Origin of the sequence: Tsukamurella strandjordii, assembly GCF_039525985.1 — a bacterium.
GTDB classification, from domain to species: Bacteria; Actinomycetota; Actinomycetes; order Mycobacteriales; family Mycobacteriaceae; genus Tsukamurella; species Tsukamurella strandjordii.
Window position 1 is genome coordinate 114,300 of the sequence record NZ_BAAAII010000011.1, and the last position, 21,720, is coordinate 136,019.

Genomic DNA, 21,720 nt, shown 5'->3' on the forward strand with positions numbered 1-21,720 from the left:
GGCCCGCTAGGCTCGGATGCAGAATCGGGGTCTGGGGGGACCAATGACTGCTTCTGCACCTGCCACCGCGCTGTCCGCGTTCAGCGCGGGCGTCGCTGCGCTCGGCATCCAGATCGGCGAGTTCGAGGCCGCGCCGCCCGATAAGGCGCTCGCGCGCCGGGCGTTCGAGGCGGCCACCACCGCCGATCCGGGAATGGCGGACGCCTGGCTCGGACGCGCGGCGGCCGGCGAGGCCACCGCCGAGGTGCTCGCCGCGCTGCATCATCACGCCGCCGCCATCGGCTCGGCCGCACGGCGCTCGGGACTCTCGCCGGGCCGGCTGGCCGCCACCTTCGCCACCGGCATGTACGTGGACTATCCGCTCCGCGACGCCGCCACCGCCCACGTGGCGTACGCCGCCCGGCTGCTGGCCGACGGTGCGCCCGAGGATGCGGAACGCGCGCTCGACGCCGCCGCATCGTGCCCCATCGAGCGGTATCAGCGGGCCGTGCTGTGCGCCTCCGGTCGCCGTTGGGCCGATGCACTCACCGCGCTGGACGGCCTCGCCTCCTGGGACGACGAGGCCCTGACGGCCGCGGGTCACGCGATCGCCGGTGCGGCCGCGGCCCAACTCGGCCGCTTCGCCGAGGCCGCGCGGCACTGCTCCGCTGCCGCGTCCGGACCCGTGCCGGGTGCCGCCGCGGCGGCGCGGTACTGCCACGGACTGGTGCTGCGCGAGCAGGGCGACGAGGACGGTGCCCGGGAGCTGCTGGAACGGGCGGCATCGTCGTACCCGCCCGCGGAGGCCGCGCTGCGCGATCCGCAGCACCGCCTGGTGATCGCCGGGCCGGACGACGAGGAACCCGAGGCCGAATCCGAGCCCGGCCCGGATCTGCTCGCCGAGGCGGCGGCCGAGCTGGACCGGCAGGTGGGCCTGCGCGAGGTGAAGGAGCAGGTGGCGCGGCTGCGCACCACGATGCAGCTGGCGCAGGTGCGCGCCGATAAGGGCCTGTCCAGCGGCGCCCGTTCGTTGCACCTCGTCTTCACCGGCCCGCCCGGGACCGGCAAGACCACGGTGGCGCGCATCGTGGCGCGGATGTACCGCGGGCTGGGCCTGCTGCGCACCGAGAACGTGGTGGAGTGCTCGCGCCGCGATCTGGTGGGCCAGTACCTGGGTGCCACCGCGATCAAGACCAGCGCCGTGATCGATTCCGCGCTCGACGGCGTGTTGTTCATCGACGAGGCGTACACCCTGGTGCAAGAGGGACTTTCGGGCGGTGACGCCTTCGGGCAAGAAGCGGTGGACACGCTGCTGGCGCGGATGGAGAACGACCGCGACCGGCTGGTGGTGATCATCGCCGGATACGACGGCGACATCGACCGGTTCCTCGGCTCGAACGAGGGCCTGGCGTCCCGGTTCGCGCGCCGGATCCGGTTCCCGAGCTACTCCCCCGGTGAACTCGCGGAGATCGGCGAGGCGCTGGCGCGCTCGCGCGACGCGGTGCTCACCGGCGAGGCCGCGGCCGTGTTGGAGGCGTGCTGCGGCGGCATCGCCGACCGGCTCGATCAGCTCGGCAACGGCCGGTTCGTGCGCAACGTGATCGAGGCCGCGGAGGAGGAGCGGGAACTGCGCCTGGCGGAATCGGGCTCCGATCTCTCCGCACTCGACGAAGCGCAGCTCATGCGGATCGAGGGCACCGATATGGCACGCGCGCTGGAGGCGCTGGTGGGCGTCTCGGTCTAGATCGACTAGATCGAGTTGGCGACGTTCGCCGCGTACTCGTCGCTGTTCGACGGGCCGGTGCCGGTCATCATGACCTCGTCGGCCAGCGCATCCGCGGCCTCGAGATCGACGCCGGTCTCGCGCTGGCTGTGCGCGATGAAGATCTCGGCCGAGACGCAGGGCTCGCCGCCCACGTAGACCATGCAGTCCACCGTGATCAGGTCTGTCTCGGCCTTGACGATGTGCGAGCCGAGGCGGGTGCCCACGCTCACCACATCGCCGATGCGCAGCGGCTTGATGTAGTGGAAGGTCTGCCCGGCATGCAGGATCGCCGAGAGGTTGCAGCCCGGGATCGCCTTGCCGACCAGCGCGGACGCGGCCTGCAGCAGCGGAGCGCCCAGCATGGTGGCGGGCACCGCGTTATCGGCGGGGACCACGCGGCTGGCGGCGTAGGGCACGTGCCAGTTGCGCGTGGCGCGGGCGAAGGAGCGCACCGACTCGGAGCCGATCTCATAGGCGTCGGGGAACCAGATCTCCCACTCGTCGGCGATCGACACGGGCATACTCCTCAAGACTTCACCCTCAGCGGACATACGCGAGGGACGGTACAGGTTAACCGCATATCGCGTGCGATCCCAAACGCAGGCCATCCGCGTGACAGCGAACACTGTCAGCGGGGTGTCCGGTTCGGTGACAGCGGGACGAAACAGCATTACCGTCGGAGGCATGTGGCGGACGAACTCACTGCGCGTCGCGGTGGTGGGCGCGGGCATCGGCGGCCTGGCCGTCGCCGCCGGTCTGCAGCGGGCCGGCGCGGAGGTGATCGTCCTCGAACAGGCCGCCCGTTTCCTGCCCCGCGGCTCGGGGTTGTCGCTGTTCGGCAATGGTTTCACCGCGCTGCGGTCACTCGGCTTGGAGGAGCGGGTGCGGGCCGTGACGGCCGACGGTCCTCCGCAGATCCCCGTGGGCACGCGGACGGTGGACGGTACGCGGGTCACCACCTTCCGCCCGGAGACCGCGGCCGAACTACGGGTGGTCGACCGCACCGAGCTGCACAAGACCCTGCTGGCCGCACTGATCCCCGACACCGTGCGGCCCGGGATCCGGGTCGAGGGTGTCAATCGGGACACCGTCGACCTCGGGCCGAGCGGTCTGCTCTCGTACGCGCACGTGATCGTGGGCGCCGACGGCATCCGCAGCCGGGTGCGCGGCAGCTACGCGGGCGACCCGGGCGCGGCGTACTGCGGGTACGGGGCGTGGCGGGGCATCACCTCGGAGCCGGTCGCGCTCGAGGACGCGGGCGAGACCTTCGGTCGGGGCGAGCGCTTCGGCTACGTGCCCTTGCGGGACGGGCGGGTGTACTGGTTCGCGGTGCGCCCCTCCACCGCGGACGACGAGCCCGAGCCCGGCGAGCTGCTCGACCGGTTCGGCGCGTGGCACGATCCGATCCCGGAGCTGATCGCGGCTACGGAGCCGAAGCGGATCGGCTATCAGCCCATCGAACGGCTCGCGCATCCGCTGCGCACCTACTCGCGCGGCCAGGCCACGCTGGTCGGCGACGCCGCGCACGCGATGCCGCCCACCCTGGGACAGGGTGCGAATCTCGCTCTGGAGGATGCGGCGGTCCTGGTCTCGCTGCTGCGGCCGCTGGCCTCGGATCCGGATCCGCGGGCAGTCCCGGTCGCGCTCACCGACTACGACAAGCAGCGCCGGCGGCGGACGCAACGCATCGCGCGGCAGGCCCACCTGCTCGGAACCGCCGGGCAGTGGCCCAATCCGGTGGTCGCCTTCGGCCGCGATGCCGCACTGCGGTTCACCCCGGACGGCGTGATCGATTACGCGCTGCGCCGCATCCAGCAGTGGTCTCCTCCGCGGTGACCCCGTGGGCGGAGGGCACTGCCGGGCTGCTCCGATTGCCGTCGGGTCTGCTGGTGCGTGGGCGCGGCCTGCGCGCAGGCGCACCTGACGAATCCGCCACGGTGACACTGGCGTTGACGTGGTTGCCGCCCGAGAGTGCGCCCGGCCGGATCCTGTGGGTGCGCACTCCCGACTTCGGTGTACCGCTGGCCCCGGAGGCTGCGCGCCGCCGGTTCGCCCAGGCGCACGCGCTGCTGCCGACGGAGCGTGTCGAGGTGGTGTGCGGCGGCGGAATCGGCAGGACCGGAACGGGTCTCGCCGCGCTCGCGATCCTGGACGGCCTCACACCCACCGACGCCGTGGACTACGTGCGTACCGAATACCATCCACGCGCCGTGGAGACCCCCTGGCAGCGTTGGTTTCTCGCCGGGGTTCGCCGCTGACTCAGTAGCCGGCGGTGATGGCCTGCTGCAGCGCAGAGGAGACCGCCGGATCGACCTGCTGGCCGCCCGCCTGCGCCTGCTGGAGGATCTGCTGCGCGAAACTGGAGGCCGCCGCGCCGGGCACGGCCGGCTTCGCGGCCGGCGACTTCGGCGGCTTCGCAGCGGGCGCCTGCGCCTTGGGAGCCTGCGCCTTCGGCGCCTGGAGCGTGGGCTCCTGCACCTTCGGGGTCTGCGTCTTCGGGGCCTGCGTCTTCGGGGCCTGCGCCTTCGGGGTCTGTGCCTTCGGAGCTTGCGCCTTGGGCTGCGTGACCTTCGGGGCCTCGCTCGTCGCGGGGACGGTGCGCGGGGTGGGCGCGCCCAGGCCCCGGCCGCAGGAGGACCAGGCGCCCTTGCCCTGGCCGGCGAGCACCTTCTCGGCGACCGCGATCTGCTGCGCCTTGGTGGCCATGTAGGCGCGGGGTGCGTACTGCTGACCGCCGTAAGCGTTCCAGGTGGACGGGCTGAACTGCAGGCCGCCGTGGTAGCCGTTGCCGGTGTTCAACGACCAGTTGCCACTGGACTCGCACGCGGCCACCCGATCCCACTGCGCGTCGGTCGCGGCACCAGCCGTCGGCGCGGTCAGCGCGAGCCCGGCACCGCCGAGCAGGGCACCGGCGGCCGCGGCGCGCACGGTGGAACGTCGAACGGTGGACGGGGCGCGATGGCGACCGGGCATGCGAGACCTCTCGTCTGAACAACACTTCGAGCCGTGGAACGGCCCGGTTGTTTCAGGCGACGCACGATCGAACTTCGTCTTGCAAGATAGCCGCGGCTCTCACGGGCGTTCAATCATTTCTCTGTCGCAATTCACGCATAATTGCGACAATTCGGCGAACTCGCAGGTCGGGCGCGCATCCCGCCTCCCCGCGTCCGCGCGCGACACCGAGGCCAGACGGTGGGCGAATCCCGGTCCCCGCGGCTCTCCCGCTCGCGGCCTGCGCCGACCCTGCGGCGCGGATTACGCAGCCGCACTCCGAGACCTCGTCCTCGGTCCGCCCGCGCTCCGCGATACCTACGCCGTTCCGGACACGGAGTCAGGCCGCCACGGGTGGGGCCGGACCGCCGTGTCGGACCGCGTGCGAGTCTCACCCGGGCCACTCGACACCGAGGCCCACACACCGCCGCAAGCGCCGACCGGACTTGCGGCACATCGTCTTCGCCCATTCGACCGCTCATGTATCCTGCCGTTGACTCATGAGGAGGCCTTGCGTGCGACAGGCAGACCGGCTGGACACCATTCTCGAGCGGGTGCGCGAGGATGCCCAAGTGGACGTCAACGGTCTCGTGGATGCCCTCGGAGCTTCGCCTGCCACCGTTCGGCGTGATCTCGACCTCCTCGCCGAACGCGGATTGGTCACGCGAACGCACGGCGGAGCGCGCAAGCGCGATTCGATCGCGTACGACCTCCCACTGCGCTACCGCTCCGCCAACGGCGGAGAGGCGAAGGCCGCCATCGCCGCGGCCGCCGCGTCGCTGATCCGGCCCGGACAGGTGGTCGGGCTCTCGGGCGGCACCACGGTGACCCGGATCGCAGATACGCTGGCGCACAGCCCCTTCTCCAAGGAACTCACGGTGGTGACCAACGCCGTGGACATCGCCTCGCAGCTGGCCATGAACTCGGACATCCGCGTTCTCGTCGTCGGCGGAGTACTCAATCCCGGGACCTACGAGCTGGTCGGTCCCATGGCGCACCAGTCGCTGTCCGGTCTGTGGCTCGACCTCGCCTTCATCGGCGCAGACGCCTTCGACCGGTCCGGCGCGACCACCCGGAGCGAGGAGGAGGCCTTCATCAACCGCCTCATGGCCTCGCGGGCCGAGACCGGGATCCTCACCGCGAGCTCGTCGAAGTACGGGACTCGCACCATGGCGTCGATCGGTGGACCCGAGGTCTTCTCCACGGTGATCACCGACGACGGCCTCGACGAGGCCGACCGTGCCGAACTCGAAGCCTCCGGGTTCGAGGTGCAAACGGCGTCGGACCCGGAGTAGAGGTCACTCCCGGGGCGAGCCGGCGAACAGCAGGAGCAGCCGAGCGGCCTCGGCGCTCAACGCGTCCCGCCCGACGCCGACGTACTTGCGACTGTCGACCACCGCAGGGTTCGCCGCGAGGAAATCGCGTACCGCCCCGGTGAAGACAGCATTGAGATGGGTCGACACGTTGACCTTGGCGATCCCGGCCTCGATCGCCGCCCGCAGACCGTGATCCGCCACTCCCGATGATCCGTGCAGTACCAGCGGCACCGGCACCGTGCCGCGGAGGCGGGCGATGAGATCGACGTCCAGCTCAGCGGTTCGCGAGGTCATCGCATGCGAGCTGCCCACCGCGACCGCCAAAGCGTCCACGCCGGTGTTCGCCCAGAACGCCTGCGCCTCGTCCGGATCCGTGCGCACCCCGGGAGCGTGCGCGCCGTCCTTGCCGCCCACCTCCCCCAGCTCGGCTTCCACCGATACGCCCAGATCGTGGGCCTTGGTCACGGTGGCGCGGGTGGTCGCCAGATTCTCGCCGTAGGGCAGGGTCGACCCGTCGTACATCACCGAGGTGAAGCCCAGACCCAGCGCCTCGTCGATCAGCTCGATGTCCTCTGCGTGGTCGAGGTGCAGCACCACGGGCTGCGTGCTGGTGCGGGCGAGCGCCTTGGCGCCCAGGGCGATCGGCTCAAGGCCGCCGTGATACGCGGCGCAGTTCTGCGAGATCTGGAGCACCACGGGCAATTCCGCGGACTCGGCGGCGGCGACGATCGCCTCGGCCGTTTCCAGGTGCACCACGTTGAACGCACCGATGGCTCGCCGTCCCGGCTCCGCCAGCGCAAGAGCCTCCGTCAGGTTGACCAGCGTCATTGCTAGGACTCACTTTCCGTGGAAATGATGACGTCGGAGGAGATCGACGTCCAGTCGGGATGGATGGCACCGGCATGGTCGACGAGGACGGCCGCTGCCGAGTACGCGACCGCTCGACGCAGTAGCGCGGCGAGGTCGTCGCCGCGGACCAGCGACTCGGCGAGCCCGGCGACCGCGGCATCGCCCGCGCCGGTGGGGTTGCCGACCAGTTCGGCCGGCGGAGATGCGGTGGCTCGACCACCGGCCCCGATCACCTCCAGCCCACGCGGACCGCGGGAGACCAGGATGTTGCGGGCGCCTTCCGCGAGGAGGCGCTGCACACCTCCTTCGGGCGTACCGTCCGCCGCCACGGCGATCAGTTCGTCCTCGTTCGGCTTGAGCCAATCGGCACCCGCGCGAGCGGCATCGACGAGTGACTCGCCGCTGGTGTCGACGACGACCACGCTTCCCCGATCGCGCCCCAGCGCGATGAGGTCGGTCAGGAGAGCGGCCGGGGCATCGGGCGGAATGCTTCCGTTGATCGTGAGAACGTCCACGGGCCCGGCGCTCAGCAGTGCCGCGACGTCGGCCAGCATCCGGTCCCAGACGTCGGCGCCGTGCCCGCCCCCGCGTTCGTTGAGCACCGTGACGCGGCCCGATTCCTCGACCACCGCGATCGAGCGCCTCGTGGGTGCGGAACTCGGTGTGAACCACCAGGTCAGGTGATCTTCATCGCCGGCGACCGCAGGTACATCGGCGGCTCGGAGGGGCCCCATCGCGACGGTCTGCACGCCGTTCGCGGCGAGCACGCGGGCGCAGTTGATCCCCTTCCCACCGAGACGCTCGGAGCCTCGGCCCACGGCATTGGTCGCACCCACGGCCAGTGCGGCCACGGGAATCGTGATGTCGAGCGCTGGATTCGGGGTGACGCACAGGACCCTCGGCGGCTGGGGCACAGCTGCGGTCTCGGCCATCAGTCGGTCAGGACGACGGACCTCGTCAGAGACCGCGGATGATCGGCGTCGAGGCCCGCGTGGCGCGAACGCAGGAGCGCGAAGGCATGCACCCGGACGAGCTCGGCCAGCGGATCACGATCGACGAATTCGAAGCGAGCACCGGTGTTTTCGACGTCCTCGGCCAGGCCGTCCGGGGCCGGGCCGAACTGCCACGTCGCGCGTCCGGGGGCGGCGATCGCGATGGGCCCGTGCCGGTACTCCATCGAGGAGTAGGCCTCGGTCCAGGCCTGCGCGCTCTCGCGCAGCTTCAGTGCCGCCTCTTCGGCGACGTTCCACGCCCAGCCGGTTCCGATGAAGGAGATCTGCTCGGCGGCGAGGAGCGAAGGATCGACCATCGACTCCTGGACGCGGTCGCCGTCGAAGTCGAAACCGGACAGGACGTCCGCCGCCTGAGCGACGGCGGTATCGAGTACCGCGCGCGGCTGCAGGGTGGATCGCAGCAGCATCAGCGCGGCCGTCGCGAACCGGGTCTGCACCACGCTCTGTTCATCGGCGAAGTCCAGGACGATCGCCTCGTTCACCAGATCGACGATCGGTGTGTGCGGGTCGGCGATCACCGCGACCGTGGGAACCGACTGCGGCACCTGGGCCAGCGCCGTCAGCACCTCGCTCGTGGTGCCCGAGCGGGTGATCGCCACGATGCGGTCGTACGTGCGCTGCAGCGGTGCCTCACTCGCCGTGAAGGCGTCGGTCTCGCCCCGGCCCAGGCTCTCTCGCATGGATGCGTACGCCTTGGCGATGAACCACGAGGTACCGCAGCCGATCACGGCCACACGCTCGCCGTCACGCGGGAGTCCGGCGCGCAGCGCGTCGCGTTCGAGCACCGTCGACCAGATCTCCGGCTGACTGCTGAGCTCCACCTGCATCGCGTATCCCGGCTGCGGCATGGGAATCCCACTCCATTCTCGCGCCCCGCGCGATTGATGTTTTCTGCACGTTCAGGCTATCAGTTGCTCATAGAAAAGCATCACAGATTGGCGATATGCTCGTATAGGCTCATCACCATGACGCTTCGGAGCTTCGACGCACCCCGCCCGCCTGCGGTGATGTCTCGATGACGACCTCGACGAGCATTCTCGCCCGTTGTCGGCCGTGGAGCCTCGGCGACGGCCCGGCGGCCGTGGCGATCGACGTGGGCGGCACCACGGTGAAAGCCGGCCTGATCGACACCGGCGGGCGCATGATCGACGCCACCATTCGCGATGCCCCGGAGCCGGGAGACGGTGCCGCGGACGAGCTCGTCCTCCTCATCGACGAGGTGGTCGAGGCCTTCCGCCGGACCCACCGCCGGATCCGCGTCGAGGCCGTGTCCGCAGTGATCCCCGGCATCGTGGACGACGACCGGGGCATCGGCGTGTACTCCACGAACCTCGGCTGGCGCGACGCCGACTTCGCGTCGATGCTCGGGCGACGGTACGACCTGCCCGTGCGCGTCTCGCACGACGTCCGCGCTGCGGGTCGGTCCGAATTCTCCCTACTCACGCCGGAGACCGACGCCCTGATGATCACGATCGGGACCGGGATCTCGGCCGCGCTCCGGCTGGGCGGCGCCATGGTGACCGGCGGCGGCTACGCGGGCGAGATCGGCATGCTGCCGGTGACGGTGCGCGACGGTGCAGCGCCGGAACCCGTGGAGCGCATCGCTTCCGCGGCCGCCATCGCGCGGCGGTACAGCGAGCGCACCGGATTCGACGTTCAGGGTTCGATCGACGTGGTGCAGGCGCGCGATGCCGGAGATGCCGCCGCCCTGGAGATCTGGGCCGACGCGGTCGAGGCGCTGGCGCAGGTGTGTCTGCAGGCCACCGCACTGCTGACGCCCTCCGTCATCATCTTCGGCGGGGGACTCGCGGAGACCGCGGATCTGCACTCCGACGTCGCTTCAGCACTGTCCGAACGCATCTCGTATCTGCCGCAACCCGAAGTGCGCGCCGCCCGATTGGGGTACGTCGCCGGCCTGCTGGGTGCCGGCCTGCTCACCCGCGAGCCGGGAGCGGCCCTCCGCAGCGGCGAACCGCAGGCCCACTGACCGGGCCGGGGCGTGCGCTGGGCTCACTTCCCGAGGCGAGCGGTATCGCACCACTCGCCCCTGGACATCACTCGCAGAACCTGCGCCTGTTCGTTCATCACGATGAGATCGGCCGCGCCCCCGACGGTCACCGCACCCCATTCGGGATGACCCAGCGCGCGAGCCGGAATCAGGCTTGCGCAGGCATGCGCGGCAACCAGATCGACGGGGTGGTCCCGTGCGAATCGCGCGAGCGCGGCGTCCAGGGTCAGCGTACTTCCCGCCAGTGAGCCGTTGCCGCCGACGACTCGGGCGACACCATCGCGCACATCCACCTCGTGCGGTCCCAACCGGTACCGCCCGTCCCGGGCCGCCGCGGCCGACATCGCGTCCGAGATCAATGCCAGCCGGCCGCCCGCCACGACTCTGCTCACCTCGGCGGCGTCGCGCGCCACGTGGTGGCCGTCGAGGATCAATTCGACCGTGACACGGGAATCCGCGAGGGCCACCGCCACCGGACCGGGCGTGCGGTGATGCATCGGCGGCATACCGTTGAACAGGTGCGTCGCCACCGTCGCACCCGCGTCGACCGCGGCGCGCGTCTGCTCGGCGGTCGCGTCGGTGTGCCCGAAGGCCACGCGGATTCCGTTGTCCACCAACATCGCGATCGCGTCGAGCGCACCGTCGAGCTCCGGCGCGAGGGTGACCATCGCAATCGTTCCGCGTGCGGCGTCGAGGAGAGCGGACACCTCGCGCCGGGTCGGCGCGCGCAGGAGTGCCGGATCGTGTGCGCCGCACCGTCCGACGGCGAGCCACGGCCCCTCGAGGTGGATTCCGCAGAACGCGCCGTCGACGACGTGATCGCGTAACGCCGAGACCTGCGACAGCAGCCGATCCGGAGTATCGGTGACCAGACTCGCCATCTGCGTGGTGACGCCGTGCGCGAGGTGAGCGCTGCGGACTCGCAGTGGCGCCGCGGGATCCCGGTCGACGTCTCCCACGTTCGCGCCGCCGCCTCCGTGCGCATGCATGTCCACGAGTCCCGCGGCGATGATCCCGGAGACCCGTTCGGTGCGGGCGCGGGTGCCGCCACCGTCCCCGGTCGACGGCGAGCCGATGGCGATCACCCTGCCATCGCGAACGACGATCCGTCCGGGCCGCTCCAGCGCCCCCGCGCGCAGGACCCCATCGGCGAGGAGCACGACATCGTCGCCGGCCATGACCACCTCGTCTGATCGAATATGACGTTTATCGCCTATAGACGTTCATGATAGTTCATGCGCCGTGGTGAGCGCCGCGCAATCGGACGCCCACCGAGTCGCCGCGAGCGGGAGGCGAGGCGCATACTCAGACCATGTCCTTCGAACATGAAAGTGTCGAGGCGCTGGTCCGGGACTCCATCGGCGATCCGCTGGCGCCCTTCGCGCTGCGCCCCGAGAAGCTCTACGTCCCCTCCCCCGACGGACGCGCCGTCGTGGCCTACGCCGTCCGCCTCGGCGTGGCGGTCGCGAGCGGTGACCCCGTGGGCGCCGACGCCGAGGCCCGCGACGCCGCGATCGACGCCTTCGTCCGCCGTGCCGGACGCCGCCCGATCGCCGTGCTCGGCGCGGGCGAGGCGCACCGTCGCACCTGGGAGGCGCACGGCCTGCACGCCGTGCCCATCGGCCGCGATGTGGTCATCGAGACCACCACCTTCCACCTCACCGGCCGGCGGTTCCGCAATCTGCGGCAGGCGATCGCACGCACCCGCAACGCGGGCGTCACCGTCGAGATCGTGCGGGAGGGTGAGCTCCCCGAGTCCGATACCGCGGCCGTGCTGCGGATGGAACGCGCCGCGGGCCACGACCCCGGCCGGGGCTTCTCGATGATCCTCGGCCGGATGCTCGACGGCGCCGCCCCCGACGCGGTGATCGCCCTGGCCCGCACCGCCGAGGGCACCGTCTGCGCCGCGCACCGCTACTTGCCCGCCGGACCCGAGGATCTCTCGCTCGACGAGCCGCTCCGCGCACCCGGCGCCCCCAACGGGGTCGACGAGCGCCTCACCGACGAAGTGCTCGCCTGGGCCCGCGACCACGGCTACAAGCGGGTCTCCCTGGCCTTCGCCCCGTTCCCCGACCTGTTCAGCGGCTCGTCGCACCCCGTGCTCAAGCGGGCCGCGCACGCCTTCGATCCGCTGATCCACGTGGAGCGCCTCTACCGCTATCTGCGCAAGTACCACTCCTTCGACCAGGAGCGCGCCGTACTGCTGCGATGGCACCAGCTCCCGCGCGTGGCCGCGGCGCTGCTCCTGCTGGAGTTCGGCAGCTACGGTCGTCGCACCGCACTGTAGAAGCATCAAATCTGTCGCAGCCTCACCCGGTTCTGTGCGATCGCAGCGCCCCGCATGATCCACTCGAAGGGTCCGCACACCCCGCGGACGCATTCGATGAAGACCGGGAGGAACATGTCCGACACCGTTTCCCTCGGAGTCGTCTTCGGCTCCGAGGTGGCAGGGACCGCGATGCTCACACTGCTCGGCTGCGGCGTGGTGGCGAACGTGCTGTTCACCCGCGGGAAGGGCGCCGGAGCCACGGTGATGATCGCGTGGGGCTGGGGCCTGGCCGTGTTCGCCGGCGTGTACGTGGCCGCGAAATCCGGCGCCCATCTCAACCCCGCGATCACCCTCGGCCAATTGTCCCGCGGCGCTGCCGAATACGCGCCCGGCGTGGCCGTGAGCGCCGCAACCACCGCGATCTACATCGTGGCGCAGATGATCGGCGCCTTCCTCGGTGCCGTGATCTGCTGGCTCACGTTCAAGGCGCAGTTCGACACCGAACAGGACGCCGCCGACAAGCTCGCCGTCTTCTCCACGGCCCCGGCGATCCGCAACTACGGCTGGAACACCGTCACCGAGATCGTGGCCACCTTCGTCCTGGTCTACGTGGTGCTCAACTTCGGCGGCACCCCGTCGGGCCTGGGACCGCTCGCCGTGGCCCTCCTGGTCGTGGGCATCGGCCTTTCGCTGGGCGGCCCCACCGGGTACGCCATCAACCCCGCCCGCGACCTCGGACCCCGCCTCGCGCACCTGGTGCTCCCGATCCCCGGCAAGGGCGGCAGCGACTGGAGCTACTCCTGGGTGCCGATCGTCGGCCCGATCATCGGCGGCGTGATCGCCGGTTTCGCCGCGCGCTGGCTGCCCTTCGCCGTGGGCGGCTGAACACCCGGCGAACCGCCGGAACCTCGGATACTCTCCGAGCGAATCGATGTGATCGCAAACCCAGGGGTGTCGCATGGCTGAGCTCGACGGATCGATACTGCGGACGAGTGCCGGTGCACTCCTCTTCGCCGCAGGCTGCTTCTTGGGGGCGGGCGCCGCCGGCGCGGCACCACCCGACGATACGTCCAGTGCCACCGCGCCGGAATCGTCCGGCGACCGGGCCCCCGCCTCGAACGCGACCTCGGACTCGACCGCGACCTCGGCGGAGACCGGTTCCGGAACCGGCACGAGCGCCACCGGCGCCACCGAGAAGACGTCGACCACCGGCGCGGGCACGACCACCGGCGCGGGCACGGCGACCGGACCGGACACCGCACCCGCGGCCGGGGGCACGTCCGCACCGAGCGCGGCCCCCTCGGCCGAGCCCGCCACCAAACCCTCGGCTGCCACCGAGAAGACCGCTCCGGCGGCTCAGAAGACCGCAGCAGCTGTCGAACAGGCCGCGCCGACGCCGGCACCTCCGGTGGTACTCCCCGAAGCGTCGGCCTCCGCTCCGTTGCCGGAGTCCGTCTCCACCGGCCGCAGCCCCGAGACGACCGAATCGCGCAGTGCCGCACCGGCCTCCGTGACAGCACCGGAAACGACGCCGGCCGGTGCCGCGACCGCCGCGGTGGCCGTGGACCGCGCGACGTCGTCGGCATCGTCGGCGTCGGCGCTGCCGGTGGCCGCCGCTCCGGTCGCACCGGCGGCCCCCGTCGACCCGGGCCGGGTACCGTCGCCGCTCAGTCCGGCCCTGCCGTCCCTCCCGGTGACCACCGCGGGTGCCGCCGCGACCGCTCCGGCGAATGCCCGTAAACGCGGCGAGGCGGCCTCCGACACCCAGGTCCAGCAGCCCCCGAACAAGGTGCTCATCATCGGCATCGACGGCGCCAACATCGACCGGATCCTCGACACCAGCACGCCGAACCTGCGCGGTCTGATGGGCGAGGGCACCACGGGCGTCTCCAGCATCGCCGGGCACACCACCATCTCCGGCGCATCGTGGATGACGATCCTGTCGGGCGTGTGGGACACCAAGCACGATGTGACGAACAACCTGGTGACCAACGACTTCTCCCGCTTCCCCTCCGTGTACACCCAGATCGAGCGGGCCAAGCCCGAGCTGAAGACCGCCTCGATCGGCGACTGGGACGTGGTCGAGAAGATCGGCCAGGCGGGTATCGGCGCCGACCGCGTGACCCGCACCCTCGACATCCCCGGCGACAAGCAGGAGATCGCCCTCGACGCCAAGACCACGGCCGATGTGGTGGCCTCCATCCGCGACGACGGTCCCGACCTGCTGTTCACCCACCTCGATCAGGTGGACAAGGCCGGCCACAATTACGGCGGCGGCTCCGCCAACTACACCGCGGCGCTGCAACGCACCGATGCCAACGTGGGCCTGATCATGGAGGCCGTGCGGGCCCGCGAGGCCGCCACCGGCGAACGCTGGACCGTGCTGGTGGTCACCGACCACGGACACACCGCCACCGGCGGCCACGGCTTCCAATCGCCCGCCGAGACGTCGACCTTCGTGATCGCCCGCGGTCCCGATTTCGCTCCCGGACAGGTGAATCCGCGGTTCGGGATCGACGACATCACTCCGACGGCGCTCGGAATCCTGGGCGTACCCGGTATCCGGGACGCGGACGGGGTGGACCTGCGCACGCTCTCCTCCTCCGCCGTGACCCCCACCGATCGCGATGCCGCGATCCGCGCCCTGGTGGCCTCGAACGACTACCCGGACCTGCTCACCCGAGCCCGCCTCGAAGGACGCTCGGTGGTGAGCCTGGGCCTCTCCGAGGGGCTCACCATGGTCAACCGGGTGCTCGACGATGCGAGCGCCAAACTCGCGCAGACCGCCGCCTCGGGCACCCCGGTGCTCGCGCCGCTCGCCGCGGTGGCGGGCTTCGGCGTGCAGGCCTTCCGTACCGTGCTGACCTTCGTGGTGAACACCGCGATCACCGTGGCCAACCGCCTCACCGGCGCCGGTGTGATCGACAAGGCGCCCGACGACGCACCGCGCACGGACGCACCGCGCACCGATGCCCCTGCCACCGGCGACCGCACCGAACGAGCCCCCGGGGCCCAGGCACCCGACCTCGTCTCCGCCCCGGACAAGGACGAGAACCCCGCGCTGAAGAAGCGGCCCGCCGTCCTCGCGGCGTGACCGGCTGAAAAACACCGCACCCGCCTCCTGCTCCTCACGGAGCGGAAGGCGGGTGCGGTGTTTCGGCGTCTCAGCCCAGGCGCTGCTTCAGCGCGTCGAGCTCGTCCTTGAGGCCGGTGGGCAGCTTGTCGCCGACGAAGTCGAACCACTCCTCGATCAGCGGGATCTCGCCGCGCCACTCGTCGACGTTCACCGCGAGCGCCTCGGCCACGTCCTGCACCGGGGTGTCCAGACCGGTGAGGTCCAGCTCCTCCGGCGTCGCGACGATCCCGACCGGCGTCTCCTTGCCCGCGGCGTTGCCCTCGATGCGATCGATGATCCACTTGAGCACGCGGGTGTTCTCACCGAATCCGGGCCACAGGAAGCGCTTGTCCTCGCCGCGACGGAACCAGTTGACGTAGAAGACCTTCGGCAGCTTCGACTCGTCGGCCTGCTTGCCGATCTCGAGCCAGTGATCGAAGTAGTCGCCCACGTTGTAGCCCAGGAAGGGCAGCATCGCCATCGGGTCGCGGCGCACGGTGCCCACCTTGCCCTCAGCGGCGGCGGTCTGCTCCGAGCCGACGGTGGCGCCCATGAACACGCCGTGCTTCCAGTCGCGGGCCTGCGTGACCAGCGGGACCGTGGTCTTGCGGCGACCGCCGAACAGGATGGCCGAGATCGGCACGCCCTGCGGATCGTCCCACTCGGGGGCGATCGACGGGCACTGCGACATCGGGGTGGTGTAGCGCGAGTTCGGGTGCGCGGCAACGGTGACCAGGCCGTCCTCGTTCTCGGCCGAGGAGCTCTCCCAGTCGTCGCCGCGCCAGTCGGTGAGGTGCTGCGGGGCGGCCGACATGCCCTCCCACCAGACATCACCGTCGTCGGTCTTGGCCACGTTGGTGAACAGGGTGTTGCCGGCGTCGATGGTCTTCATCGCGTTCGGGTTCGAGTCCATCGAGGTGCCCGGGGCCACGCCGAAGAAGCCGAACTCGGGGTTCACCGCGTACAGGCGGCCGTCCTTGCCGAACCGCATCCAGGCGATGTCGTCGCCCACGGTCTCGGCGCGCCAGCCCTCCAGGGTGGGCTGGATCATCGCGAGGTTGGTCTTACCGCAGGCGCTGGGGAACGCGGCGGCCACGTAGTAGACCTTGTCCTCCGGGCTGATCAGCTTGAGGATCAGCATGTGCTCGGCCAGCCAGCCCTCGTCGTGCGCCATCGCCGAGGCGATCCGCAGCGCGTAACACTTCTTGCCCAGCAGGGCGTTGCCGCCGTAACCCGAACCGTACGACCAGATCTCACGGGTCTCCGGGAAATGGGTGATGTACTTGGTCTCGCTGCACGGCCACGGCACATCGGCCTCGCCCGGCGCGAGCGGCTTGCCCACCGAGTGCAGGCCCTTGACGAAGAAGCCCTCCTCGCCCAGCTTGTCGAGCACCGCCGAGCCCATGCGGGTCATGATCTTCATCGAGACCACCACGTAGGGGCTGTCGGAGATCTCCACGCCCAGCTTCGGATCGTCGGCGCCGAGGGGGCCCATGCAGAACGGGATGACGTACATGGTGCGGCCCTGCATGCAACCGCGGTACAGATCGGTCATGGTGGCGCGCATTTCAGCGGGGCGCACCCAGTTGTTCGTGGGACCGGCGGCTTCCTTGGTCTCCGAACAGATGTAGGTGCGCGACTCCACGCGGGCCACATCGGCCGGGTCCGAGAGCGCCAGGAACGAGTTCGGCTTCTTGTTCTCGTTCAGCTTGGTGAACGTGCCGGCCGCCACCATCTCGGCGGTCACGCGATCCCACTCCTCGTCCGAACCATCGGCCCAGACCACGCGCTCGGGCTGTGTGAGCTCGGCGACCTCCCGCACCCATTCGATGAGCTTCGCGTGCTTCGTGGGGATCGAATCCCCGTCAAGGCCCGGAATGGTGGCTGAGGTCATGTGTCATCTCCCGAGATGTCGTGCCGACTCCTTGAACCAGTGTCACACATCGAGCAAAGTCACAGCTCCGAGGGTGACGTGCGACTGCTCACACCACATCGCCCCGGTCCAGCAGGCCCCACCTGCCACCCGAGAACCGCCAGGTCTCGAACGTGCCGTCGGGTTTGACCCGGTGGTAGACATCGGCCACCCCGTCGGCATCGAGATCGGTGAAGACCGCCGTGCCGCCCGGACCGGTGACCGTGCCGGTATCGACGCGACCGTCACCGTCGGTGTCCACGGCGTGCACGTCGTACCAACCGCCCTCGGCACTCACCCAGAGCCCCTCCGACGACGGAGCCGCGGCGGGAACGGCACCGTCGAACAGGTCGGGCCCGAGATCGTCCGCCCCGAACAGCCCGAACTCAGGGTCCATAACCATTGGACGCATCAGGGCGCGGTTCGGTTCCCGGCCCGCGCGCGAGCCGCAGCGCGGCGTCGGACTCCGCGGCCACCAGCGCCGCCGCCAGCTCGTACTCCACCCGCTGCCGGTGCGCCGCCGCGGCACCGTCCGACCAGCTGCGACGGGTGGCGCGCGCGGTCGTTCGGCGGCGTACCCGCAGCAACCACAGCGCCGCCGCCACGCCCACCAGCAGGCTGATCGGCAGCGCCAGCCAGCGCAGCGCGCCGAGCGCCTCCAGCGGCGCGGCCACCGCCCGGCCGATGCCCAGCCCGGCCGAGGCGCCCAACACCAGGACGGCCGCGTCCTCGGGACGCCGACGGTGCGCCGGCGGCTCCGGCGGGCCCGGGCGGGACAGCACCGGCACCGCGGGCTCCGGCGGCGACGGCCAGCCCGCGAAGGTGCCCCGGTAGGCGCCACGCAGGTGCTCGTACAGCGACCGTTCCAGGGCCGCGGAGGCGCGGTCGAGCCGCGCCCGCACCTGCTCGGGTGCGGCGTCGTCGTCGCTGCCCCGGAACCGGTCGGCGGATTCCGCCAGGAGGGTCGCCCGCATCCGGGCGATCGTGGAGCGCAGGTAGGCCGACCGGTCCGCGCGTTCCAGGCCGGGGCTGGGCCGCTCCACGGCGACGGGGGTCACCGGCTCGGGTAGGGCGGCCTCCAGTGCCGCACGCACCGCGGGCATCCCCGCCTCCACCGGCAGCACGTCCACACCCAGACGACGCGCGGAATCGGTGCAGGTGGCGGCTGCGTCCGGGTAGACATCCGCGCCGGTCGCGGCCACCACGGTGCCGTACCGCGCCCGCAGCCGGCCCAGCGCCACCACATCGACCGCATCGGCGGGCACGCAGGCGTCGAGCACGTACACCGCCCGTTCCACCTCCCCGGGCGGATCGCCGAGCGGGGTGAGCGCACCGTCGGCGCCGACCACCGCCGCCCGCGCGCCCAGCGCCTCCGCGACGGCCGCGGCGCCCGCCGGATCCTGTCCGGCCACGAGCACGGTCACGACGCCCTCGCCAGCCGGTCGAGGAGGAGCTGTTCGGCCGCGTCCCGGCGGGTGCAGTCGGTGCGGGCCGCCGCGCGCAGCGTCTCGTCGAACTCGGCCTCGCGCCGCGCGGCGCAGTCGGCGAAGGCCTCCGCCAGCGGCGGGAGCAGCAGATCGACGCCGCTGAGCTCGCGCAGCCGCGGCAGCAGCTCGTCGCCGGGCAGTGTGGGCCTCTCGCGCAGCGCGCCCATCGCGCAGGCGAGCCCGTAACCGCCCATGCGGTGCAGCAGCGGGGCGTCGTCCCCCAGCGCGGCGGCGGCCTCGAGGGCCGACTCCGGCAGCGCGAGATCCGAATCCGCCAGCCGCCGTGCAGCCTCCACATCGACCGGCTCGATCGCGTCCAGCAGTGCCATCACGGCGAGCACGGGCCGCCCCAGCGTCGCGGCGAGTTGTTCGGCGTAGGCATCGGCCGCCCGCCACGACCCCGCGGCGTCCGCCTTCGTCCACGCGACCAGCAGCGGGGTCGCGTCCGCCGCGAGCGTGTCGATCGCCGCCCGGTCGGTGGCGCGCAGCCCGCCGGCGACGCAGTACAGGTGCGCATCGGCGGCACCGTCGAGCCCGGCGTCCAGGCCGCGGGACCGCAGCGCGGCGGCCAGCACCGTTTTCCCGACCCCGGGACGGCCCAGCAGCCGTACCCGCGGCGGCCCCGTGCGAACAGTCAGATCCCCCATGGCGAGCCCCCGCTCCGCCGGCGCCCCCGCGCCGGTCCTAGGAGGAGGGTACGAGTTCCTCGTCGTCGTCGGCGGGGACTTCCTCCGATTCGTGCGATCCACCCGCGACGAAGGCCGCGAAGACCGCACCCACCACGCAGATCGCCGCGGTGATCCCGAAGACCTCACCGAACATGATCGCGTAGGCGTCCTGCATCTGGCCCGCGATGGCCTTGATCCGCTCGGCGAACCCGCCCTGCGCCGAGGGCGTGGGCATCGTGGACTGGATCGCGGTGAGCCGGTGCAGCCCGAAGACGGTGAGCGCGGCCACGCCGATCAGCATGCCGCTCATGCGCGCCACCACGAGCAGCGCTGAGGCGATGCCCGCCTGCGACAGCGAGACCGCCCGCAGCGCCGCCGAGGACAGCGGCCCGATCACCAGGCCCAGGCCCAGGCCGGCGATGGCCAGCGAGGTGTCCAGCACGGGCAGCGTCCCGAAGTAGTGCGCCGACAAGACATCCCGCGGCCAGTTCTCCACCAGCAGGTAGCCGCCCGCGGCGATCAGCAGGCCCACCACCGAGACCACACGGTCGCCGATCCGGGTGGCGAGCACACCGCCGATGAGGGCACCCACGGGCAGCGCGATGAGGAAGCGCACCAGCGTGAGCACCGCGTCGATGCCCTCGCGTTCGAGCACCATCCGCGCGTAGATCTCCACGTCGACCAGCGTGACCATCAGGGCCGCGCCCGCGCAGATCGATGCGGCGCACGATGCCAGGAAGGGCACCACCCGCATGCCCGCGGTGTCGATCAGCTTGGTCGAGGCGTATTTCTCCCAGACGATGAAGGCCACGAAGGCGATCGCCGCGCCGGTCAGCAGCCACACGCCGTTCGGCGGCAGCACCGAGCTCCCGTCGGGCTCCGGGTTGTACAGGCCCAGCACCGACAGGCCCAGGGCCACGGCGAGCAGCAGTCCGCCCACCACGTCGACCCGCTGGGGTTCGAGCGCCGAACGCTTGGGAACCGACAGCTGGATCAGCACCATCGCGAGCAACGCGAGCGGCACCTGCACCCAGAACACCACGCGCCAGGCGTCCGCGGCGGGCACGGAGGTGAACTTGTCGTGCACCAGCGCCACCACGCCCACACCCGCGACCGGTCCGAGCACGCTGCCGAGTTCCTGCGCCGCACCGACCCAGCCGAGGACCGCGGCGCGGCGCCGGGCGGCCCACAGGTCCGCGGCCAGCGCCAGGGTGACCGGCAGCAGCGCGCCGCTCGCGACGCCCTGCACGATCCGGCCGGCCAGGATCACGGGCACCGTCTCGGCCATCGCGGTGATGATCGAGCCCACGATGAACAGCGCCAGGCTCGCCTGCAGCACCAGCCGCCGGCCGAACTTGTCGGACAGCCGCCCGAGCAGCGGCATCGCAGCGATGTAGCCGAGCAGGTAGCAGGTGATGATCGGGGTGGCCTGCTGGATCCGGTTGATCGGGATCTCGAGGCTGCGCATGATGTCCTCGAGCACCGACACCACCACGTAGGTGTCCAGCGCGCCGAGGAGCACGGCGACGCCCGCCGCCCCGATCGCGACCCCGCGCCCGCGCACCGGTCCGGGATCGGACACGGTGCCGGGCGACGTGGCCGCCGGGGCCTGGGTCACTTGGCGGTCTTGGGGTCGAGCAGCTGCTGCTTCTTGCCCCACTCGGACAGCGTGACGGTGAGCGTGCCGGAATCGAAGCCGACGTTCGCACGCACGAGGTTGTTCGGCGCGGACTCCTGGACCCAGAAGGTCACCGGACGATCGCCCAGATCGGCCTTGGGCACGATGCCCGCGAGCGCGCTGCCCGGGATGACGCCCGAGAGGCGGACCGTCTCGATGCCGCCGATCTGCTCGCGGCCCTCCGCCTTGGGATCACGCACCGACGAGATGAGGTTCGCGATGCCCTTGTCCGGGTCGAGGATGGCAGAGGCGTCGTAGATGTCCGAGGCCAGCCCCATGTCCTGGTACGCCTGGCCCGCGCCGAACTGCGCCCACAGCCGCGAATCGACCACCACGAACTTCGCCTTGACCTGGGTGCCGTTGAAGGTGACATCGGCATCGCCCTGGCCGGCGACCTTCGGATCGTTGGTGAGGTACGCCGAGACGCTCTTGACCGGCAGCTTCGGCACGGTGCCGTCGACCGCGAGGTCGAGGTACACATCGCGCAGGGCCCGCGCGGCGGCGGACGAGGAGTCGATGAGCACCTTCGCATCGGGCAGCGGAGCGTCGTTCTTCGGTTCGCCGCTGGCCTTGGAGCACCCGGTGGCGAGGCCGAGAACGGCGAGGAAGGCCACCGTCAACGTGGCCAGACGGAGCGCCGTGTGGCGACTGTTACGCACGATCATGCGGC

The 21,720-nt window shown here is 71.2% G+C and carries 20 protein-coding genes; 8 read left to right on the forward strand and 12 right to left on the reverse strand.

Translation table 11 applies throughout. The features are described 5' to 3' along the window. The first annotated feature begins 43 nt into the window (after nucleotides 1–43). Entirely contained in the window at nucleotides 44–1,723 is a 1,680-nt protein-coding gene (gene eccA, locus ABD108_RS18665) for a type VII secretion AAA-ATPase EccA (protein WP_343931053.1), read from the forward strand. A gap of 5 nt (nucleotides 1,724–1,728) precedes the next feature. Here the strand turns inward: eccA and ABD108_RS18670 are convergent, their stop codons facing one another. Then, a complete protein-coding gene (locus ABD108_RS18670) occupies nucleotides 1,729–2,259 on the reverse strand; it encodes an FAS1-like dehydratase domain-containing protein (protein ID WP_220656880.1) in 531 nt (176 codons plus the stop codon). A gap of 169 nt (nucleotides 2,260–2,428) precedes the next feature. On the opposite strand from ABD108_RS18670, the gene ABD108_RS18675 reads away from it, so the two are divergent. Together ABD108_RS18675 and ABD108_RS18680 are read left to right on the forward strand one after the other, a co-directional pair. Further along, nucleotides 2,429–3,580 carry an FAD-dependent monooxygenase gene (locus tag ABD108_RS18675; protein WP_343931054.1) on the forward strand — a complete coding sequence of 384 codons (1,152 nt, stop codon included), beginning with the start codon at nucleotides 2,429–2,431 and terminating at the stop codon, nucleotides 3,578–3,580. Then, entirely contained in the window at nucleotides 3,562–4,002 is a 441-nt protein-coding gene (locus ABD108_RS18680) for a protein phosphatase (RefSeq protein WP_305110350.1), read from the forward strand. The genes ABD108_RS18675 and ABD108_RS18680 overlap by 19 nt, the downstream gene beginning before the upstream one ends. Nucleotide 4,003: 1 nt before the next feature. Here ABD108_RS18680 and ABD108_RS22145 read toward each other — a convergent pair whose 3' ends face one another. Beyond that, nucleotides 4,004–4,717: a transglycosylase family protein gene (locus tag ABD108_RS22145; RefSeq protein ID WP_425579801.1), complete on the reverse strand. Its 714-nt coding sequence runs from the start codon at nucleotides 4,715–4,717 to the stop codon at nucleotides 4,004–4,006. Nucleotides 4,718–5,250: 533 nt separating this feature from the next. Here ABD108_RS22145 and ABD108_RS18690 point away from each other — a divergent pair. Next, a complete protein-coding gene (locus ABD108_RS18690; RefSeq protein WP_220656882.1) occupies nucleotides 5,251–6,030 on the forward strand; it encodes a DeoR/GlpR family DNA-binding transcription regulator in 780 nt (259 codons plus the stop codon). 3 nt (nucleotides 6,031–6,033) lie between these two features. Here the strand turns inward: ABD108_RS18690 and ABD108_RS18695 are convergent, their stop codons facing one another. Genes ABD108_RS18695 through ABD108_RS18705 form a run of 3 tightly spaced genes read right to left on the reverse strand, consistent with a single transcriptional unit; the run spans nucleotide 6,034 to nucleotide 8,761 of the window. Continuing rightward, complete coding sequence (locus tag ABD108_RS18695; protein ID WP_220656883.1) at nucleotides 6,034–6,879, reverse strand: class II fructose-bisphosphate aldolase; 846 nt, start codon at nucleotides 6,877–6,879, stop codon at nucleotides 6,034–6,036. 2 nt (nucleotides 6,880–6,881) lie between these two features. Further along, a complete protein-coding gene (locus ABD108_RS18700) occupies nucleotides 6,882–7,832 on the reverse strand; it encodes a 1-phosphofructokinase family hexose kinase (RefSeq protein ID WP_343931055.1) in 951 nt (316 codons plus the stop codon). Further along, nucleotides 7,832–8,761 (reverse strand): SIS domain-containing protein, encoded by a 930-nt coding sequence (locus tag ABD108_RS18705; protein ID WP_343931056.1) that lies wholly within the window; start codon nucleotides 8,759–8,761, stop codon nucleotides 7,832–7,834. The genes ABD108_RS18700 and ABD108_RS18705 overlap by 1 nt, the downstream gene beginning before the upstream one ends. 167 nt (nucleotides 8,762–8,928) lie before the next feature. Here ABD108_RS18705 and ABD108_RS18710 point away from each other — a divergent pair, with 167 nt between their 5' ends. Continuing rightward, nucleotides 8,929–9,900, forward strand: coding sequence for an ROK family protein (locus ABD108_RS18710; protein WP_343931057.1), 972 nt, complete (start codon nucleotides 8,929–8,931; stop codon nucleotides 9,898–9,900). 23 nt (nucleotides 9,901–9,923) lie between these two features. Here ABD108_RS18710 and ABD108_RS18715 read toward each other — a convergent pair whose 3' ends face one another. Beyond that, a complete protein-coding gene (locus ABD108_RS18715) occupies nucleotides 9,924–11,099 on the reverse strand; it encodes an N-acetylglucosamine-6-phosphate deacetylase (RefSeq protein WP_343931058.1) in 1,176 nt (391 codons plus the stop codon). A 134-nt stretch (nucleotides 11,100–11,233) separates the two neighbouring features. On the opposite strand from ABD108_RS18715, the gene ABD108_RS18720 reads away from it, so the two are divergent. The 3 genes from ABD108_RS18720 (at nucleotide 11,234) to ABD108_RS18730 (ending at nucleotide 15,284) form a co-directional block, all read left to right on the forward strand. Further along, complete coding sequence (locus tag ABD108_RS18720; protein WP_343931059.1) at nucleotides 11,234–12,208, forward strand: phosphatidylglycerol lysyltransferase domain-containing protein; 975 nt, start codon at nucleotides 11,234–11,236, stop codon at nucleotides 12,206–12,208. Nucleotides 12,209–12,322: 114 nt separating this feature from the next. Further along, entirely contained in the window at nucleotides 12,323–13,075 is a 753-nt protein-coding gene (locus ABD108_RS18725; RefSeq protein WP_343931060.1) for an MIP/aquaporin family protein, read from the forward strand. 73 nt (nucleotides 13,076–13,148) lie between these two features. Next, the gene (locus ABD108_RS18730; protein WP_343931061.1) at nucleotides 13,149–15,284 is read left to right on the forward strand and encodes an alkaline phosphatase family protein; all 2,136 of its coding nucleotides are present in this window, start codon (nucleotides 13,149–13,151) and stop codon (nucleotides 15,282–15,284) included. A 70-nt stretch (nucleotides 15,285–15,354) separates the two neighbouring features. Here the strand turns inward: ABD108_RS18730 and ABD108_RS18735 are convergent, their stop codons facing one another. The 6 genes from ABD108_RS18735 to ABD108_RS18760 form a co-directional block, all read right to left on the reverse strand. Next, entirely contained in the window at nucleotides 15,355–17,199 is a 1,845-nt protein-coding gene (locus ABD108_RS18735) for a phosphoenolpyruvate carboxykinase (GTP) (RefSeq protein ID WP_220656891.1), read from the reverse strand. An 88-nt stretch (nucleotides 17,200–17,287) separates the two neighbouring features. Beyond that, nucleotides 17,288–17,614, reverse strand: coding sequence for a DUF6802 family protein (locus tag ABD108_RS18740; protein ID WP_220656892.1), 327 nt, complete (start codon nucleotides 17,612–17,614; stop codon nucleotides 17,288–17,290). Further along, a complete protein-coding gene (locus tag ABD108_RS18745) occupies nucleotides 17,604–18,641 on the reverse strand; it encodes a hypothetical protein (RefSeq protein WP_343931062.1) in 1,038 nt (345 codons plus the stop codon). Before ABD108_RS18745 ends, ABD108_RS18740 begins: the two co-directional genes overlap by 11 nt. Next, nucleotides 18,638–19,351, reverse strand: coding sequence for a hypothetical protein (locus tag ABD108_RS18750; RefSeq protein WP_343931063.1), 714 nt, complete (start codon nucleotides 19,349–19,351; stop codon nucleotides 18,638–18,640). Before ABD108_RS18750 ends, ABD108_RS18745 begins: the two co-directional genes overlap by 4 nt. A gap of 37 nt (nucleotides 19,352–19,388) precedes the next feature. Next, nucleotides 19,389–20,990: an MFS transporter gene (locus tag ABD108_RS18755; protein ID WP_304941243.1), complete on the reverse strand. Its 1,602-nt coding sequence runs from the start codon at nucleotides 20,988–20,990 to the stop codon at nucleotides 19,389–19,391. Beyond that, a complete protein-coding gene (locus ABD108_RS18760) occupies nucleotides 20,987–21,715 on the reverse strand; it encodes an LppX_LprAFG lipoprotein (RefSeq protein WP_220656895.1) in 729 nt (242 codons plus the stop codon). Before ABD108_RS18760 ends, ABD108_RS18755 begins: the two co-directional genes overlap by 4 nt. Nucleotides 21,716–21,720 lie beyond the last annotated feature (5 nt).

What these genes read in the sequence shown, in the direction of transcription:
- ABD108_RS18730 (WP_343931061.1), top strand. Translation starts at nt 13,149, where the DNA reads ATGGCTGAGCTCGACGGATCGATACTGCGGACGAGTGCCGGTGCACTC.
- ABD108_RS18760 (WP_220656895.1), bottom strand. Translation starts at nt 21,715, where the DNA reads ATGATCGTGCGTAACAGTCGCCACACGGCGCTCCGTCTGGCCACGTTG.
- ABD108_RS18740 (WP_220656892.1), bottom strand. Translation starts at nt 17,614, where the DNA reads ATGGACCCTGAGTTCGGGCTGTTCGGGGCGGACGATCTCGGGCCCGAC.
- ABD108_RS22145 (WP_425579801.1), bottom strand. Translation starts at nt 4,717, where the DNA reads ATGCCCGGTCGCCATCGCGCCCCGTCCACCGTTCGACGTTCCACCGTG.
- ABD108_RS18720 (WP_343931059.1), top strand. Translation starts at nt 11,234, where the DNA reads ATGTCCTTCGAACATGAAAGTGTCGAGGCGCTGGTCCGGGACTCCATC.
- ABD108_RS18750 (WP_343931063.1), bottom strand. Translation starts at nt 19,351, where the DNA reads ATGGGGGATCTGACTGTTCGCACGGGGCCGCCGCGGGTACGGCTGCTG.
- ABD108_RS18695 (WP_220656883.1), bottom strand. Translation starts at nt 6,879, where the DNA reads ATGACGCTGGTCAACCTGACGGAGGCTCTTGCGCTGGCGGAGCCGGGA.
- ABD108_RS18705 (WP_343931056.1), bottom strand. Translation starts at nt 8,761, where the DNA reads ATGCCGCAGCCGGGATACGCGATGCAGGTGGAGCTCAGCAGTCAGCCG.
- ABD108_RS18715 (WP_343931058.1), bottom strand. Translation starts at nt 11,099, where the DNA reads ATGGCCGGCGACGATGTCGTGCTCCTCGCCGATGGGGTCCTGCGCGCG.
- ABD108_RS18735 (WP_220656891.1), bottom strand. Translation starts at nt 17,199, where the DNA reads ATGACCTCAGCCACCATTCCGGGCCTTGACGGGGATTCGATCCCCACG.
- ABD108_RS18710 (WP_343931057.1), top strand. Translation starts at nt 8,929, where the DNA reads ATGACGACCTCGACGAGCATTCTCGCCCGTTGTCGGCCGTGGAGCCTC.
- eccA (WP_343931053.1), top strand. Translation starts at nt 44, where the DNA reads ATGACTGCTTCTGCACCTGCCACCGCGCTGTCCGCGTTCAGCGCGGGC.
- ABD108_RS18675 (WP_343931054.1), top strand. Translation starts at nt 2,429, where the DNA reads ATGTGGCGGACGAACTCACTGCGCGTCGCGGTGGTGGGCGCGGGCATC.
- ABD108_RS18700 (WP_343931055.1), bottom strand. Translation starts at nt 7,832, where the DNA reads ATGGCCGAGACCGCAGCTGTGCCCCAGCCGCCGAGGGTCCTGTGCGTC.
- ABD108_RS18725 (WP_343931060.1), top strand. Translation starts at nt 12,323, where the DNA reads ATGTCCGACACCGTTTCCCTCGGAGTCGTCTTCGGCTCCGAGGTGGCA.